Genomic DNA, 14,254 nt, shown 5'->3' with positions numbered 1-14,254 from the left:
ATGTCCATAGATGGCCGCAAGTTTTCGGCGAGAGGACGTAGACGGTGGATCTTTTCGAACACGAGGCGCGGGACCTCTTCGAGCGGCACGGGGTGCCCGTTCCGCGTGGTTTCGTGGCGGACACTCCTGAGTCCGCGCGCGAGGCCGCCTCCAGGCTCGGCGGCACTGTCGTCGTGAAGGCTCAGGTGAAGACCGGCGGGCGCGGCAAGGCCGGCGGCATCAAACTCGCTTCGACGCCCGACGAAGCTTTCGGCGCGGCCACCGCCATCCTGGGGATGGACATCAAGGGCCACACCGTGCACAAGGTCCTGGTCACCGAGGCGAGCGAGATCGCCGAGGAGTACTACCTGTCGTTCCTGCTCGATCGTGCCAACAGGACGTTCATCGGCATGGCCTCGGCGACCGGTGGCATGGAGATCGAGGAGATGGCGGACTCCATCACTCGAATGCCAGCTTCGTCCTTCGACGCATCGGCGGTGTTCCCACCGTCCGTCGCCGAGGAAGTGAACGCCGTCGCTTCCGCTCTGTGGAAGGTGTTCGTGTCCGAGGATGCGACGCTGGTCGAGGTGAACCCGTTGGCACGCAACAAGGACGGCCGAATCGTCGCTTTGGACGGAAAAGTGACGCTGGACGACAACGCGTCGTTCCGGCACTCTCGACCTTCGGACAGCGCTGTCGGTGACCCGCTGGAGGTGCGGGCCGCCGAGAAGGGGCTGAACTACGTCAAGCTCGACGGCGCCGTCGGTGTCATCGGCAACGGCGCGGGACTCGTCATGTCCACATTGGACGTCGTGGCGCTGGCCGGTGCCGCACCCGCGAACTTCCTCGACATCGGCGGCGGCGCCTCGGCCCAGGTGATGGCCGACGGCCTCGACGTGATCCTCTCGGACCCGGCGGTCCGCAGCGTGTTCGTGAACGTGTTCGGTGGCATCACCGCGTGCGACGCGGTGGCCAACGGAATCGTGCAGGCCCTCGGCATGCTCGGCGACCGCGCGGACAAACCGCTGGTCGTCCGGCTCGACGGCAACAACGCCGACGCGGGCCACCGCATCCTCGACGAGGCACGACACCCGCTGATCACCGTGGCGCACACGATGGACGACGCGGCGGGCCGTGCCGCCGCTCTCGCTGGCAAGGAGTCCTGATGGCGATCTTCCTCGACGAGAACAGCCGCGTGATCGTGCAGGGCATGACGGGCTCGGAGGGTGCCAAGCACACCCGCCGCATGCTCGCGGCCGGCACGCAGGTCGTCGGCGGCGTGAACGCGCGCAAGGCAGGCACGTCCGTCGGCTTCGACGACGTGACGCTGCCGGTGTTCGGCACGGTCGCCGAGGCGATGGCGGAGACCGGCGCGAACGTGTCGGTGCTCTTCGTCCCGCCCGCCTTCACCGGCGACGCGGTGATCGAGGCCGTCGACGCGGGCATCGGCCTGGCCGTGGTGATCACCGAGGGCGTCCCGGTCCACGACACGGCACGCTTCTGGGCGCACGCGGCCGGTAGGTCCACCCGGATCATCGGCCCGAACTGCCCCGGCATCATCAGCCCCGGCAAGTCCAACGCGGGCATCATCCCGGCCGACATCACCAAACCCGGCTCGATCGGCCTGGTGTCGAAGTCAGGAACCCTGACGTACCAGCTGATGCACGAACTGAAGGACTTCGGCTTCACCACGTGCGTCGGCATCGGCGGCGACCCGATCGTCGGCACCACGCACATCGACGCCATCGAGGCGTTCGAGGCGGACCCGGACACCGAGCTGATCGTGATGATCGGCGAGATCGGCGGCGACGCGGAGGAACGGGCGGCGGAGTTCGTGCGGGACAACGTGTCCAAGCCCGTGGTCGGCTACGTCGCCGGCTTCACCGCGCCCGAGGGCAAGACGATGGGCCACGCGGGCGCCATCGTCTCGGGGTCCTCGGGCACGGCGGAGGCCAAGAAGCTGGCCATGGAGGCAGTGGGGATCAAGGTCGGCAAGACGCCGTCGGAGACCGCCGCCCTGGCCAGGGCGATCCTGACCAGCTAGGCGCACCGACCGTCTCGGTCCGCCCCGATGCGGGCCGAGACGGTCGCGGGCGCGGCCGACAGGCCGGTTGTCCCGGTCCGACCCCGACGCGGACCGGCTGATGAGCCGGCTGTCCCGGTTCGCCTCCTTGCGGGCCGAGACGCCCGCGCCCTAACCGACGGGCTGCTCTGCCCGGTCCGCCTCAGTACGGGCCGAGACGGTCGGCAGTTCCGCACGGCCGGACGTGGTGCCGGTCGAGGCCTTGCCGGTCGAGGAAGCGGACTCGACCGAGCCCCCCTCTGCCTTGTCCCCGATCACCGACATCGCCTGCTTCACGATCTTCAGCACGGCCTGCGCGCCCTCGACCAGCTTGATCAGGTTCTCGCCGCTGGCCAGCAGCTCACCGAGCTTGGCCGCGATCTGCGCCCCGCACTCCACGGCGATCTGCACGCACTGCGGGATCGCCACGGCGATGCTCTGCCCGAACGTCGCGGCCGCCGCGGCGATCGCCTGGGTCATGATCGGCACGATCTTGCCGACCGCCTCGGTGATCAGCCGCGTCACCTCGGCGACGACCTGCGCGACCACCTCGCCCGCCTTGATCAGCGCGGTGGCGTTGGTCAGCGCCGTCTCGGCGACGGACAGCACGCCGTCCACGAGTTCCTTGCCGGTCTTGGCGTACTCGGCCGCGCTGTCGCCGGTCCACTCGCTGGTCTCGCTGCCCGCCTTCGCGTCGTACTCGCCGGCGAGGGTGGTCGCGGCCTTGCTCGCGTTCTGGAACTCGCCCGCACCCTGCTGCACGCCGTCCGGGTTGCCGCGCAACTGGTTCAGCGGCTCCTCCAGGAAGGAGATCATCGGCGTGAGGAAGCCGACGCCCGCGCTGTCCAGTGCCTGCAACGGTTTCCCGTTCGAGCCCAGCTCGCTCATCTGGGCCTTGGGCGTGGCGGCGAGGTCGGATGACAGCCACTCGTCGCCCGCGATGGCGTTCGTGGTGGTGCGGAGTTCGTTCAGCAGCGCGGCGATCGTGCCCGCGTCCGTCGCGGTGGCGGTCATCGGCCGGCCCCCGTGATGCTCTCGGCGTTGCGCTCGTCGGTGCGCTGGTAGTTCTCGGCGGTGCGCCGCATGCCCTCCCCGACCTTGTCCATTGTGGACGCGACGTGCGCGAAGGCGCCCATGGTCTCCCCCATCGGACCGCTCAGGCCCATGGTGAGGAACTGCGCGAACGAGCCGAGCGAGGACTGGCCGAGCTGGTCGGGCAGCCGGGTTCCGGTCTCGGACAGCTGGTCGGCGTACCCGGTCAACGTCGTGGCGTGGCGCCGCAACTGCTCGTGGTCGGCGGTGAAGCTCATCGCACGGCCTCCGGCAGGTGCCTCGTGATCTGGTGCAGCGCGTCGCTCTCGCCGAGGTAGTCCGCCATCACCTCGGTCATCCGCGCGCTCGCCAGCCGTTGCGCCTCCCGCGCGGTGCTGACGATCAGCATCGCGAGCGCGTCGACGTCGAGCTTGCGCGCCGCCGGCGTCAGCGTGACGTCGCCGAGCACGCCGCCCGCGTTCACGGTCACCGTGACCTCACCGCGTGGCGAGGTCGCCTTGGCCCCGACCTCGGCCAGGCTCGCGCTCGCCGACCGCGCGCTGTACGCGACGCGCTCCAGGCGTTCCTGGTAGTCCGCCAGCCACTGTGCTGGATCCACTTCTCCCCCTCTTCTAGGCTCGCGCGACCGCGGCGAGCTCACCGATCAACCGGACCAGGTCGTGGTGCCGCAACGGGTTGACGCTGACCCAGCCGTCGTCGCCCGCGTCGACCCTGACCCGTCCGCCCGCACTGTCCAACCAGGACACTTCCTGCCGCTGCCCGCCCCTGATCACGCCCGCCTGGCCCTGCCCGGTGACCTCCAGGTCGAGTCCGGCGCCGGGCGGCAGGGTGATCGGCATGAGCTGTGCGGGCCTCGACTCCGGGATCAACGCCACGAGTTCGTCGCCGAGCGTCTCCGCCTCGACGTGCGTCACCCGGACCGTGCTCTCGGTCTGCGCGCACACCAGCGCGTCGTCGCCGTAGACCATCGCGACCGCACCCGTTCCCGGCACGACGAGGTCGACCACCGCCGTGTGTTCGTGCAGCGCCGTGACCAGTTCGGCGGCCATGCCCGTCGGGCCGTGCGATGCCGCCAGGCCACGCGCCTGCAAACCGTGGCCCGCCTCGGCGAGGAGGGTCGCGCGTTCGTCCGCGAGCTTTCCGAACGACGGCACCCGCAGCGGGAACGGCCAGCGCACCCCGGCGTGCGTGGCGAGCAGGTCCATCTCCACGAGGTCGAAGGCGATCACCGTGCCGCCTTGCGCGCCTGGTCGGCGTCGGTCTCGGTGTACGTGGTCCTGATCTCCGCGAGCATCTGCCGGAACTCGCGCACCTCCCGTTCGGCGGCGCTCACCTCTCCGGCGAGCCCCGACCCGGCGTCCTTGAGGCGGCGCGACAGGTCCTGGGCGGGCGGCGCGGTGCCGAGCAACGGCGTCCGCTCCGCCAGCCTGCTCGCCGTCGACACCAGGTCGCCGGTCAGCTCGGCCAGCCTGCTCAGCGTCTTCACCCGGTCCTGCAACTGGTCGGGCGAGACCTCGTAGCCGGTCACTGTTCCTCCCCGATGACCGCCGGAGACACGCGCTCGGTCACCGCGAACAGGTCGTGGTCGAGCGTCGGCATCTGGTTCTCGTGCTGTTCGTCCTCGTCCTTGCGTGCTCCACCCGGCGGCGGCGCGCCCATCGCGTTGTTCTGGGCGGCGGTTCTCGGGTCGGCGGTGAGCGTTCCGGTCGCGGCGATCCCGCCGTGCTGGCCGAACATCACCCCCGCCCGCATGCCCGGGGTGACCTGCTGGCTGACCGGGGTGGCGGCGCCGATCACCGGGCCTCGCGTCGTCGCCACCGAGCCACCGCCACTGCCGCCGCCCACGAGGCGTTGCCACGGCACGCCGCCTGAACTGGGCGTCTTCACCTGAGCCGTGGCCGCCGCACGGGGCGTGGGCGCGGCCTGCGGGATGTTGCCGCGGGCGTCGTCGATGAGGCGGCCGCTGCCGTTGAGGCTGGACTCGTAGGTCTGCATCGCCCGGACCGCCTGGGCCTTCTGCTGGTCGGCAGAGGCGGCGCCGAAGTAGAAGTAGAAGCCCGACGTGGCTCCGGCGGGCATGGTCGGAGCGCTCGGCAACGCGAACGGAGCGGGCGCACTCGGCAGCGTGAACGGGGCGGGCGCGAACGGGGCAGGCGCGCTCGGCAAGCCCAACGGCGCAGGCGCGCTCGGCAACGCGAACGCGACCGGTGCGGCGGGTGGTCCCGGCACCGTCGGCAGCCCCGCGAACGCCGGCATCGTCGTCCCGGGAGCCGGTGGCGGCGGCATCGCGGCACGGGCCGCGGCCAGCGCGTCCGCCGAGTCCTGCGCGGCCTTCTGCCCGGCAACGGCCAGTTCGCTGATCTTCTCGACCCGCTCGGCCAGTGCCCCCAGCCGAGTCGCGGCCTCCTCCGCCGCGGCCCCTGCCCACCCGTCGAGCAACGCGGTCCGCTGCTCCCGGAGCACCTCGGCGTGCGCGTCCAGCGCGGCGCGGTGCCGCGTCCACTCGTCGGCGACGGTGCTCACGTCCGCGACATCAGCGTCCTGCCACAGCATCCGGTGCAACTCTTCATGGCTGTACGCCTCCCAGTTGATGCCTGACACCCCTGGTTCCCCCCTTCGTCCCGGCAAACGCTCACACCGGGCCGAACGAGGGAACAGGCCAGACGACCGGCCACTTGTGGCCGGTCTACCTGATCAGCGCGAACGCGCGAAATGCTCCTGCAGGCGCGCGTGCCGGAACTGGTAGACCGCACCGGCCCGCCGCAGCACGCCACGCCGATAGGCGTCGTCCAGGAACGCCGGCAACCCCCACGGCAGCTTCCCGGTCAACGGCAACCAGACGCGCGCGAACACCACCCACTGCCCCCACGCGGTCAGGCTCAGCACGTACGCCAGCCCGCCCCCGACACCGCCGACGAGCCCGAGCGCCAGTGCCGTCGTGGGGCTCCACAGCACCTCGAACCGCAACGCCGTGAGCCCGCTCGCGACGACCCCGGTGGCACCCATGACGAACACCGCGAACACCGGCACCATCACCGCCACGAGTCCGAGCACCGCGCGCCGGTTCGCCTCCAGCAACCCGTCGGGACTGCCAGCCGACCGCACGTCGAGCGGCGCCTCCATCGCGGCGACCACGGCGAACACCAGCGCGGCGCCGAGCCCGAACACCAGGCCGAACACCCCGATGTCGACCAGCACCCCGGCCGACCACGGAACATCGGGCGTGACCAGCCAGAACGCCATCGCGCGCACCAGCCCGTACGCGGCTCCGACCGCCCCGCCGAACGCCAGCCCGAGCAGTCCCCGCGACCACACCCGCCGGCCCGCCCTGCCACGCCACCGCAGCCGGGTCCGCACGGGTTCGAGCGGGTTCCTGCGCACCACGTACCGGTGCGCCGCCCCGAACAGCAGCCCGGTGACCAGCCCGATCATGACCGCGAACAGCACGCCCCTGGCGATCAGCGCTCCGACCAGAACGGCTTCGAGCAGGAGGTCGGCCACCCCGACGGCGAGCCCGATGCTCAGTCCGGTCACCGCCGAAGACGTGCCGAACTGCCACCACGCCACGTCGTGCGTTCCGAGCCTGGTCAGATGATCAGCGAGATGCCCGAGCCACGGCCGTACGCGCTCTGCATGCACCCCGTATACAGCCGGTACGAAGCTGCTGAGCAGGTGTCGTTCGATCTCGTCGGGCTCGTGCAGGTCCAGCAACGCGGCCGGATCGTGGTCGGGGGTGTCGCTGTAGATCCGCCGGGCGAGCGCCACCATCAACGGCGTCGTCAGCACCTCGGCGAGCGGACCGCCACACCGCACCTCGTCCAGCACCGGCTTCCAGACGTTGCCGCCCGGCCCGGTCTTGCGCGTGGTGCGCGGCAGGTAGTCCGCGAGGTCGTCGCACGTCAGATCGGCCAGCACGACCGCGGCGGCCGACGTCAGCACGTCCGTGCCCTCGACCGCGTCGCGGTACTCGTCCACCCGGCTGGTCAGCAGCAACGGCAGAGTGGTGGTGTTCAGCGCGGTGAGCGCGGGCCGGTGCAGTCCGGTCGCGATCTCGTCGAAGCCGTCCAGCACCGGCAGCACCCGCTGCGAGTCGACCAGCGCGGCCGCCAGCGTCCCTCCACTCGGGCCGGGAGCCGCGAGGAACGGGTGATCGCGCGTGAGCTGGTCGGCGAGCCAGTCGCGCAGACCGGTCCGTCCGGGGTGCCACGCCCCGAGGCTGAAGATCACCGGCACCGGATCGGCCGGGTTGCGCGCACCGAGCAGATCCAGCACGAACCGCGTGGTCAGCACCGTCTTGCCGGACCCGGCCCGCCCCAGCACCACCAGCCGCCGCGACCCGACTCCGCGATACACCTCGACGACCTGGTCCAGCCGTCCCCCGAGCGCGGCCTCGCCACCGATGTTGAGCCAGCTGTCCATCAACGGCGCGGGCGCCGCGTCCCACCGCACCGGCAGCGGCACCGGGTCGTGGATCTGCCGCTGCTCCTCCTCGCGCCGCCACCGCGCCTCGATCGCGACCTTCAACGTCTCGACGGCCTCGTGCAGCGGATCGAACCGCACGGGCTCCACGGCGGCCACGGGTTCGTCGCGCCCGGCGGCGGAGAACAGCTCGGTGCGTTCGGCTCCGGTGAGCTCCAGTGCGTCGGCCAACGCGCGCACGGTGCCCATGCGTGGATCGGTGCGTTCGCCGGTCTCCAGCCCGCGCACCGTGCGAATGCCCACGGCAGCGCGCTGGGCGAGCGCCTCCTGGCTCAAGCCGGCCCGCTGCCGCCACTGACGCAGCAGTAAGCCGAACTGGCTCGCCACAACCGCCCCCTCGTCCTGATGATCAGCAGGGTACCGAGACGGCCGTGTCTCGTGGCCGATCCCATCCGGTTGGAGGAAGATCGCGGATGTGCTGACCTCGTGGCTCCAGACCGTTCCACCGCTGCTGGTCTACGTCGTCGTGGGCCTGGTGGTCGGTGTCGAGAGCATGGGGATCCCGCTGCCGGGCGAGGTCGTGCTCGTCGCGGCGGCGCTGATGGCCTCGCACCACGACGGCATCTCCCCGCTGTGGGTCGGCGTCGCCGCGTCGGCAGGGGCGATCATCGGCGACAGCATCGGGTACGCGCTGGGCAAGCGGTTCGGGCAGCGGATCTTCGGCTGGGCGGGCGAGAAGTTCCCCAGCCACTTCAGTCCGGACAAGGTCGGCCGCGCCCAGGCGCTGTTCGAGCGCTACGGCGCCTGGGCGGTCTTCTTCGGCCGGTTCGTGGCGTTGCTGCGGATCCTGTCAGGTCCGCTCGCGGCCACGATGGGCATGCACTACGGGAAGTTCCTGCTGGCCAACGCAGCTGGCGGCATCGCGTGGGCCGGCGGCACGACGGCGGCTGTCTACTTCGTCGGAGAGGCCGCCGAGCACTACCTCGCGGAGTTCTCGTGGATCGCGCTCGTGGTCGTGCTGGTCGCGGTCATCGGGTTCAGCGTCCGAGGCCGGCTCCGCCGTTCACCCCGATGACCTGCGCGGTGATGTGCCCGGCCTCCGGTGAGGTCAGGAACGCGATCGTCGCGGCCACGTCGGCGGGGGTGCCCGCGCGGCCGTTCGCCGGGGCGCCGACTAGCTTCTTGCGCCGTTCCTCGCTCAGGGTGCCGCCGAAGAACTCCGTGTCCTCGGTGACGCCCGGCGACACGACGTTGACCGTGATCCCCCTCGGCCCCACGGCGAACGCGAGGTCCGCCGTCCACGCCTCGACCGCGGACTTGGCCGCCCCGTAGGCACCCGAACCCCGCCGGCCCGCGATCGAGCCGAGCGTCACGACCCGCGCGTTGTCGGCCAGGCGCGGTTCCAGCGCGGTCGTCACGAGGACAGCGCTGATCACGTTGGACTCGTAGTTCGCGAGCCACAGGTTCCGCACGTCGGTCAGGTTCTGCGGTGCGGGCAGGCGGCGGGTCATGTTGCCGCCCGCGTTGTTGACGAGAACGTCCACTGAGGACGGCAGGTCGCTCAGCGCCGCCTCGACCGCCTCCGGATCCGCCGCGTCGAACACGACCGCCCGTGCACCGATCTCGTCGGCCGCCGCCTTGAGAACGTCCTCGCGCCTGCCCGTGATCACCACGTCGAGACCCTGCTCGGCGAGCCGGGTGGCCACCGCCCTGCCGATGCCGGTGCCGCCGCCGGTCACCACTGCTGTTCGTGTCATGCGACCTTTGATAACAGGGGAATACATGCAGGTCGATCGGCCTGTTGGCCCAGCGGATTTCACGTCTGTGACTAGGCTGCTCAGACCTACTCCGCTGGGGAGATTCCGATGGAAACGCACGTTCTGGAAACCGACAAAGCGGCCATCACCTACGACGTGAGCGGCGAGGGCGGCCGTCCGTTGATGATGATCGGCCAGCCGATGGACGCGAGCGGCTTCGTCGCGTTGCGCGAGCAGTTCCCCGACCGCACGGTGATCACCTACGACCCGCGCGGGCTCGGCCGGAGCACCCGTTCGGACGGTCGCACCGACAACACCCCCGAGATCCAGGCGGCGGACGTCCACGCGGTCATCGAGGCCGTCGGCGGTCCGGTCGACCTGTTCGCGTCCAGCGGCGGCGCGGTCACGGCCCTCGAACTGGTGGCGGCCTACCCGGACGACGTCGTCACGCTCGTCGCGCACGAGCCGCCACTCATCGACGTGCTGCCCGACGCTCCCGCGGCCCGCAAGGCGCGCGACGGGTTCATGAACGCCTACCAGGCCAAGGGCTGGGGCGCGGGCATGGCGGCGTTCATGCAGATGAGCTCGTGGCAGGGCGAGTACACCGACGAGTACTTCGCGCTGCCTCTGCCGGATCCCGCGCAGTTCGGGATGCCGGCCGAGGACGACGGCAAGCGCGAGGACCCGTTGCTCGGGACCGCCTCGCTCGCCATCACCGACTACTACCCGCGGGTGCAGGACCTGGCCGCCGCGCCCACGCGCGTCGTGATCGCCGTGGGCGAGGAGACGGGCGACGCGTTCACCGGGCGCACGGCCGTCCACACGGCACGGCTGCTCGGGCAGGAAGCCACCGTGTTCCCCAGCCACCACGGCGGTTTCCTCGGCGGCGAGTTCGGTTACGCGGGCAAGCCGGAGGAGTTCGGCGTCAAACTGCGCGAGGTGCTCGGCTGAGGATGATCTCGGCGGCCCTCGTGGCACCGCCGCCCTGAGCGATGGCGGCACGCATCCGGTCGAGGTTCCGCCGGATCGTGCCGCTGGCCGCCACCCGTTCGACGGCTGCCCGCAGGTCCGCGTGGTCGTCGACCCGTTCGCCCAGGCCGAGTTCGGTCACGCGGTCGGCGTTCGCGGCCTGTTCCGGGGTCTGCGGCACGACGACCAGCGGCACGCCCTGGTGCAGCGCCTCCATCGTGGAGTTCATGCCGCCGTGGCTGATGAACGCCTTGGCGTGCTTCAACACCGCGGGCTGCGGGAACCACGGCCGGACGTCGATGTCCCCCGTGCTCTCCACGTCCTTGGCGGTCATCGCGACCTGCCAGGCGCCGTTGCCGAACTGCTCGGCACAGGCCCGGTAGAAGCCGGCGTCGCTCATGATCGAGCCGAGCGAGACGACCAGCAGCGGCAGGTCGTCGCGGCGCGGTGACCACTCCTCGTCGAGCCTGCTGCCCAGCACCGGGCCGACGAAGTGGAACGACTCGTCGAACGTCTCCCCGTGAGGCTGGAACTCCCGTGGCACGAACACGATGCTGCACGCCTCAGGTGCCTCGATCGTGCTCGGGATGTCGAGCTCCACGTCGTACCGGCTGGTGAATTCCACCAGGTCGTCGGCGATATATCGCGCCACGCTCGCGTCCATGAGGTTGTAATGCGCGTTGGATGCCGTGTGCGGCACAGTGCGTACAGCCTGTATACCGAGTGCGTGCGCGATGAGCCTGGCCGGCCAGTTCGTGGAGTCGTAGCAGATCAGGTCGGGTTCGGCGGTCCGGCAGTGGTCGAGCAGGACCGGGTAGGTCGCGCTCATCGCCCGGAAGTAGTGCGGAAACCACTCGTCGATCGGGTTGGCGGTGACGGGCCGGAAGTCGGGCAGCGCGGGGAGTTCCACCCACCGCGCGCCCGCTCCGATCACCGCCTCGGCGTGCTCGGCGCCGGTCGCGTAGTCGACCTCGGCGCCGCGTTTGGTCAGTTCCTCGACGACCGCGAGGGTCGGCGTGACGTGGCCATGGCCTGCGAGCGTGACGAACAAGATCCCCATTGGCCCGATCCTGCCGAACGGGGTCAAGCGGTTTACCGCAGGAAGGCCTCGATCACCTCGGCCACGCGCAGCCCGCTGGCGAAGTCCGCCAGGTCACGCGGGTGCTCGCCGCGCACGGCCTGCGCGAACAGCGTGAGCCGCGCGTAGTCGGACCCGGTCTGCTCCAGCGGCACGGGTTCCCACGCGCCGCCGTCCGAAGTGGACAGCAGGGCCCACTGGTCGAGGCGCAGCGACCGTTCGGTGCCCCAGGCGGTCCACTCGTAGATCTCGGGCCCGGCCAGTCCGGAGAACGCCGACACGTGCACGGGCACGCCACTGCCCCGCAGCAGACCGCGGGCCGCGACCTCGGCCGCACCGGGCTCGGGGAAGTCCGACGACACCGACTCGACGGTGAGCGGTCCGAGCATCCGGTCGGTGAGGTAGACGAAGTGCGACAACACCTCGCGGACGAACCCGCCCTGCTCGGACCGCGACAGCCACGTCGCGTCCGCCTGGAACGCGCGCGGCCAGACGGGGAACTGCAGCCGGATCTCGATACCGCGCAACGTGCCCAGTTCGGGCAACCGGCGTTCGATCTCGAGCGTCGCCACCATGTCGGACAACGCGAAGTTCACCGCGTTCGGCCGGCCCTGGGCGGCTTCGGCCATCGCGCGGGCCTCGGCGAGATCGACCGCGAGGGGCTTCTCGCAGAACACCGCCTTGCCGGCCTGGAACGCCTTCGTGGTCAGCTCGGCGTGCGAGGCGGGTGGCGTCGAGACGTACACCGCGTCCACTTCGGACAGCACGTCGTCGAGGTTCGTGACGACCGGGACGTCGAGCATGCGGGGTGCGACGTCGACGCCCGCGACCACGGTGAAGTCGGGATGTGCCAGCGCCGCCGTCAGCATCCGGGTGCCCATGGCTCCCAGGCCGACGACGGCGAGGCGAATCGGGTCAGCGATCATGCGCCTATTCTGCAGGTGCCCAGGCCTTGGAGAGCTTCACCCGCCCACCGGTCTGCAGCAACGAGCCGGTGTAGAGCCGGGACGCGACCAGCAGGATCACCACGACGGTCACCGCGAGGATGCCGAGCGAGAGGACCGCCTCCCACGCCGCGGCCTGTTCGGAGAACAACCGCACCGGCATCGCGACGCCGGCCGTGAACGGCACGAACGACATCCACTTGAGCACGACGGGGTTCTCGTAGAAGAACTGCACGCCGAAGTACGGCCCCATGACCGCGATCATGACCAGGCCCATCGTCGAGCCGAGGTCCTCCTGACGGCTGACGAGCGCACCCGCCACGGCCCACATGGACGAGATCAGCACGAACCCGAGCATCAGGAACGGGATGAACCAGCCCAGCGCGGGCGCGACCACCCCCAGCAGTTCGCCGAGTCCCGCCACTCGCAACGCGATCGGCGCCGCGAGCGCCAGGACGACGACCTGCAGGAGCGTCAGGATCGTGTGCCCGAGGATCTTGCCGGCGAGCAGCGCCCGCACCGGCACGGTCGACACGAGGATCTCCACGATCCGCGTCTGCTTCTCGGTCACGGTGCTCTGCGCGATGGCCGCGCCGCCCATGCCGAACATGAGGAACACCAGCCCGAACACGATCACCGTGACGGAGCGCTGGCCGGACGTCACCGCCGAGGCCTCGAGCAATTCCACCGGGGGCGACTCGACGAGCTGGCGGATCACGCTGTTGGGCGGGCTGTTGAGCGCGAGGACCTTGATCCCGGCGCCGTCCGGCACGATGGCGGCGTCGACGTCGTCGGCCCTGACCAGGTCGGCGGCCTCCTGGACGCTGCCGACCTCCCGCACGTCGAGTGCCTTGCCCTGCAACGTCTGCACGGCGGAACCGACCGCCGCGACCTTGGGGTCGTCGCCGCCGAACACCGTCGGCAGGATCGTGAGCGCGAACAACCCGACGACCGTGAAGAGGAAGCCGATCCAGAAGCCCTTGGTGCCGACCAGGGTCTTCATCTCACGTTCGGCGACGAGCCACGTCGCCTGGCTGAAGGAGGCGCGAGCCATGTCAGATCACTTCCCTGAAGATCTCGTCCAGCGTGGGCACGACCGGCGTGAACGAGCGGACCTCGCCGCGGTCCAGTGCCGCCCTGAGCACCTGCTGGGGTTCCGCCTCGAACACCGCGCGCGGCCCGTCGAGCTCCAGGATCCGGACGCCGGGCACGTCGCGCACCCAGCCCGCGTCCTCCTGCACGACGATCTCGTACCGCTCGCCCGCGTGCTTGACGCGCAGCTCCTCGCGTGACCCGTTGGCCACGATCCGTCCCTTTGAGATGATCACAACGTCGTCGCAGAGCCGTTCCACGATCGCCAGCTGGTGGCTCGAGAACAGCACCGGCACGCCGCCCGCCGCCCGCTTGCGCAGCACGTCCAGCACGGTCTCGACGGCGATCGGGTCGAGGCCGGAGAACGGCTCGTCCAGGATCAGCACCGCCGGGTCGTGCACCAGCGCGGCCGCGATCTGCACGCGCTGCTGGTTGCCGAGCGACAACTCCTCGAGCCGGTCCCCGGCCCGGTCGGTCAGCTCCAGGTCCGCCAGCAGGTCGTCGGTGTTGCGCTGCGCGGTCTCGCGGTCCATGCCGTGCAACCGCGCCAGCCACGTGATCTGGTCGCGCACCTTCATCTTCGGGTAGAGCCCGCGCTCCTCCGGCATGTAACCGAAGTCGGGCCGGTTCTGCGGCCCGACCTCGGCCCCCTGCCAGCTCACCGCTCCCCCGTGGGCGGCGAGCACCCCCAGCACGATGCGCATGGTGGTCGTCTTGCCCGACCCGTTGGCGCCCAGGAAGCCCGTCATCCGGCCGGGCCGGACGTCGAAGCTCACCTCGTCGAGCACCTTGTGATCGCCGAAGCTCCGGCTGATCCCCCTGACAGTCAACATGGGGAGAACGGTAGGTCGCGGCGTTCAAGATCGCGTCCGCCGCGCGGCATCATCCTCGCGGAGGACCC

16 protein-coding genes are annotated in these 14,254 nt (G+C 70.7%); 4 read left to right on the top strand and 12 right to left on the bottom strand.

The annotated features are described in order from the left end of the window. Positions 1-44: 44 nt before the first annotated feature. Positions 45-1,145: an ADP-forming succinate--CoA ligase subunit beta gene (sucC, locus tag ACH413_RS20175; protein ID WP_360035953.1), complete on the top strand. Its 1,101-nt coding sequence runs from the start codon at positions 45-47 to the stop codon at positions 1,143-1,145. Beyond that, a complete protein-coding gene (gene sucD, locus ACH413_RS20170; protein WP_360035955.1) occupies positions 1,145-2,023 on the top strand; it encodes a succinate--CoA ligase subunit alpha in 879 nt (292 codons plus the stop codon). The genes sucC and sucD overlap by 1 nt, the downstream gene beginning before the upstream one ends. Before the next feature lie 150 nt (positions 2,024-2,173). Here the strand turns inward: sucD and ACH413_RS20165 are convergent, their stop codons facing one another. From ACH413_RS20165 to ACH413_RS20135, 7 genes are all read right to left on the bottom strand, one after another. Then, positions 2,174-3,055, bottom strand: coding sequence for a hypothetical protein (locus tag ACH413_RS20165; RefSeq protein ID WP_360035958.1), 882 nt, complete (start codon positions 3,053-3,055; stop codon positions 2,174-2,176). Beyond that, positions 3,052-3,351: a type VII secretion target gene (locus ACH413_RS20160; RefSeq protein WP_360035961.1), complete on the bottom strand. Its 300-nt coding sequence runs from the start codon at positions 3,349-3,351 to the stop codon at positions 3,052-3,054. Before ACH413_RS20160 ends, ACH413_RS20165 begins: the two co-directional genes overlap by 4 nt. Continuing rightward, a complete protein-coding gene (locus ACH413_RS20155) occupies positions 3,348-3,692 on the bottom strand; it encodes a YbaB/EbfC family nucleoid-associated protein (protein ID WP_360035964.1) in 345 nt (114 codons plus the stop codon). The genes ACH413_RS20160 and ACH413_RS20155 overlap by 4 nt, the downstream gene beginning before the upstream one ends. A 13-nt stretch (positions 3,693-3,705) precedes the next feature. Continuing rightward, a complete protein-coding gene (locus ACH413_RS20150) occupies positions 3,706-4,323 on the bottom strand; it encodes an ESX secretion-associated protein EspG (protein ID WP_360035967.1) in 618 nt (205 codons plus the stop codon). Then, entirely contained in the window at positions 4,320-4,622 is a 303-nt protein-coding gene (locus ACH413_RS20145; RefSeq protein ID WP_360035970.1) for a hypothetical protein, read from the bottom strand. The genes ACH413_RS20150 and ACH413_RS20145 overlap by 4 nt, the downstream gene beginning before the upstream one ends. Continuing rightward, positions 4,619-5,695 (bottom strand): hypothetical protein, encoded by a 1,077-nt coding sequence (locus ACH413_RS20140; RefSeq protein WP_360035973.1) that lies wholly within the window; start codon positions 5,693-5,695, stop codon positions 4,619-4,621. The genes ACH413_RS20145 and ACH413_RS20140 overlap by 4 nt, the downstream gene beginning before the upstream one ends. A 93-nt stretch (positions 5,696-5,788) precedes the next feature. Continuing rightward, positions 5,789-7,900 carry a helix-turn-helix domain-containing protein gene (locus ACH413_RS20135; RefSeq protein ID WP_360035975.1) on the bottom strand — a complete coding sequence of 704 codons (2,112 nt, stop codon included), beginning with the start codon at positions 7,898-7,900 and terminating at the stop codon, positions 5,789-5,791. Between the two features lie 88 nt (positions 7,901-7,988). Here ACH413_RS20135 and ACH413_RS20130 point away from each other — a divergent pair, with 88 nt between their 5' ends. Then, positions 7,989-8,588 carry a DedA family protein gene (locus tag ACH413_RS20130; protein ID WP_360035978.1) on the top strand — a complete coding sequence of 200 codons (600 nt, stop codon included), beginning with the start codon at positions 7,989-7,991 and terminating at the stop codon, positions 8,586-8,588. Here the strand turns inward: ACH413_RS20130 and ACH413_RS20125 are convergent. Then, entirely contained in the window at positions 8,551-9,270 is a 720-nt protein-coding gene (locus ACH413_RS20125) for an SDR family oxidoreductase (protein WP_360035981.1), read from the bottom strand. The genes ACH413_RS20130 and ACH413_RS20125 overlap by 38 nt on opposite strands. Before the next feature lie 108 nt (positions 9,271-9,378). Between ACH413_RS20125 and ACH413_RS20120 the strand changes: the two genes are divergently transcribed. Then, the gene (locus tag ACH413_RS20120) at positions 9,379-10,221 is read left to right on the top strand and encodes an alpha/beta hydrolase (RefSeq protein ID WP_360035984.1); all 843 of its coding nucleotides are present in this window, start codon (positions 9,379-9,381) and stop codon (positions 10,219-10,221) included. On the opposite strand, the gene ACH413_RS20115 is transcribed toward ACH413_RS20120, so the two are convergent. From ACH413_RS20115 to ACH413_RS20100, 4 genes are read right to left on the bottom strand one after another with little or no spacing between them, the layout of a single operon-like run. Further along, the gene (locus ACH413_RS20115) at positions 10,196-11,299 is read right to left on the bottom strand and encodes a macrolide family glycosyltransferase (protein WP_360035987.1); all 1,104 of its coding nucleotides are present in this window, start codon (positions 11,297-11,299) and stop codon (positions 10,196-10,198) included. The two genes, ACH413_RS20120 and ACH413_RS20115, sit on opposite strands and share 26 nt — an antisense overlap. Positions 11,300-11,331: 32 nt before the next feature. Continuing rightward, entirely contained in the window at positions 11,332-12,243 is a 912-nt protein-coding gene (locus ACH413_RS20110; protein ID WP_360035990.1) for a Gfo/Idh/MocA family oxidoreductase, read from the bottom strand. A gap of 4 nt (positions 12,244-12,247) precedes the next feature. Continuing rightward, positions 12,248-13,315 (bottom strand): ABC transporter permease, encoded by a 1,068-nt coding sequence (locus ACH413_RS20105; RefSeq protein WP_360035993.1) that lies wholly within the window; start codon positions 13,313-13,315, stop codon positions 12,248-12,250. Between the two features lies 1 nt (position 13,316). Further along, positions 13,317-14,186, bottom strand: a complete 870-nt coding sequence (locus ACH413_RS20100) for an ATP-binding cassette domain-containing protein (protein WP_360035996.1) — start codon at positions 14,184-14,186, stop codon at positions 13,317-13,319. Positions 14,187-14,254 lie beyond the last annotated feature (68 nt).

Source organism: Lentzea sp. NPDC020367 (assembly GCF_044387305.1).
Taxonomy (GTDB): Bacteria; Actinomycetota; Actinomycetes; order Mycobacteriales; family Pseudonocardiaceae; genus Lentzea.
This window is presented reverse-complemented; position numbering and strand designations above follow the sequence as displayed.

Coding starts and splice junctions, on each gene's coding strand:
- sucD (WP_360035955.1), top strand. CDS start 1,145: ATGGCGATCTTCCTCGACGAGAACAGCCGCGTGATCGTGCAGGGCATG.
- ACH413_RS20165 (WP_360035958.1), bottom strand. CDS start 3,055: ATGACCGCCACCGCGACGGACGCGGGCACGATCGCCGCGCTGCTGAAC.
- ACH413_RS20160 (WP_360035961.1), bottom strand. CDS start 3,351: ATGAGCTTCACCGCCGACCACGAGCAGTTGCGGCGCCACGCCACGACG.
- ACH413_RS20125 (WP_360035981.1), bottom strand. CDS start 9,270: ATGACACGAACAGCAGTGGTGACCGGCGGCGGCACCGGCATCGGCAGG.
- ACH413_RS20120 (WP_360035984.1), top strand. CDS start 9,379: ATGGAAACGCACGTTCTGGAAACCGACAAAGCGGCCATCACCTACGAC.
- ACH413_RS20115 (WP_360035987.1), bottom strand. CDS start 11,299: ATGGGGATCTTGTTCGTCACGCTCGCAGGCCATGGCCACGTCACGCCG.
- ACH413_RS20110 (WP_360035990.1), bottom strand. CDS start 12,243: ATGATCGCTGACCCGATTCGCCTCGCCGTCGTCGGCCTGGGAGCCATG.
- ACH413_RS20105 (WP_360035993.1), bottom strand. CDS start 13,315: ATGGCTCGCGCCTCCTTCAGCCAGGCGACGTGGCTCGTCGCCGAACGT.
- ACH413_RS20100 (WP_360035996.1), bottom strand. CDS start 14,186: ATGTTGACTGTCAGGGGGATCAGCCGGAGCTTCGGCGATCACAAGGTG.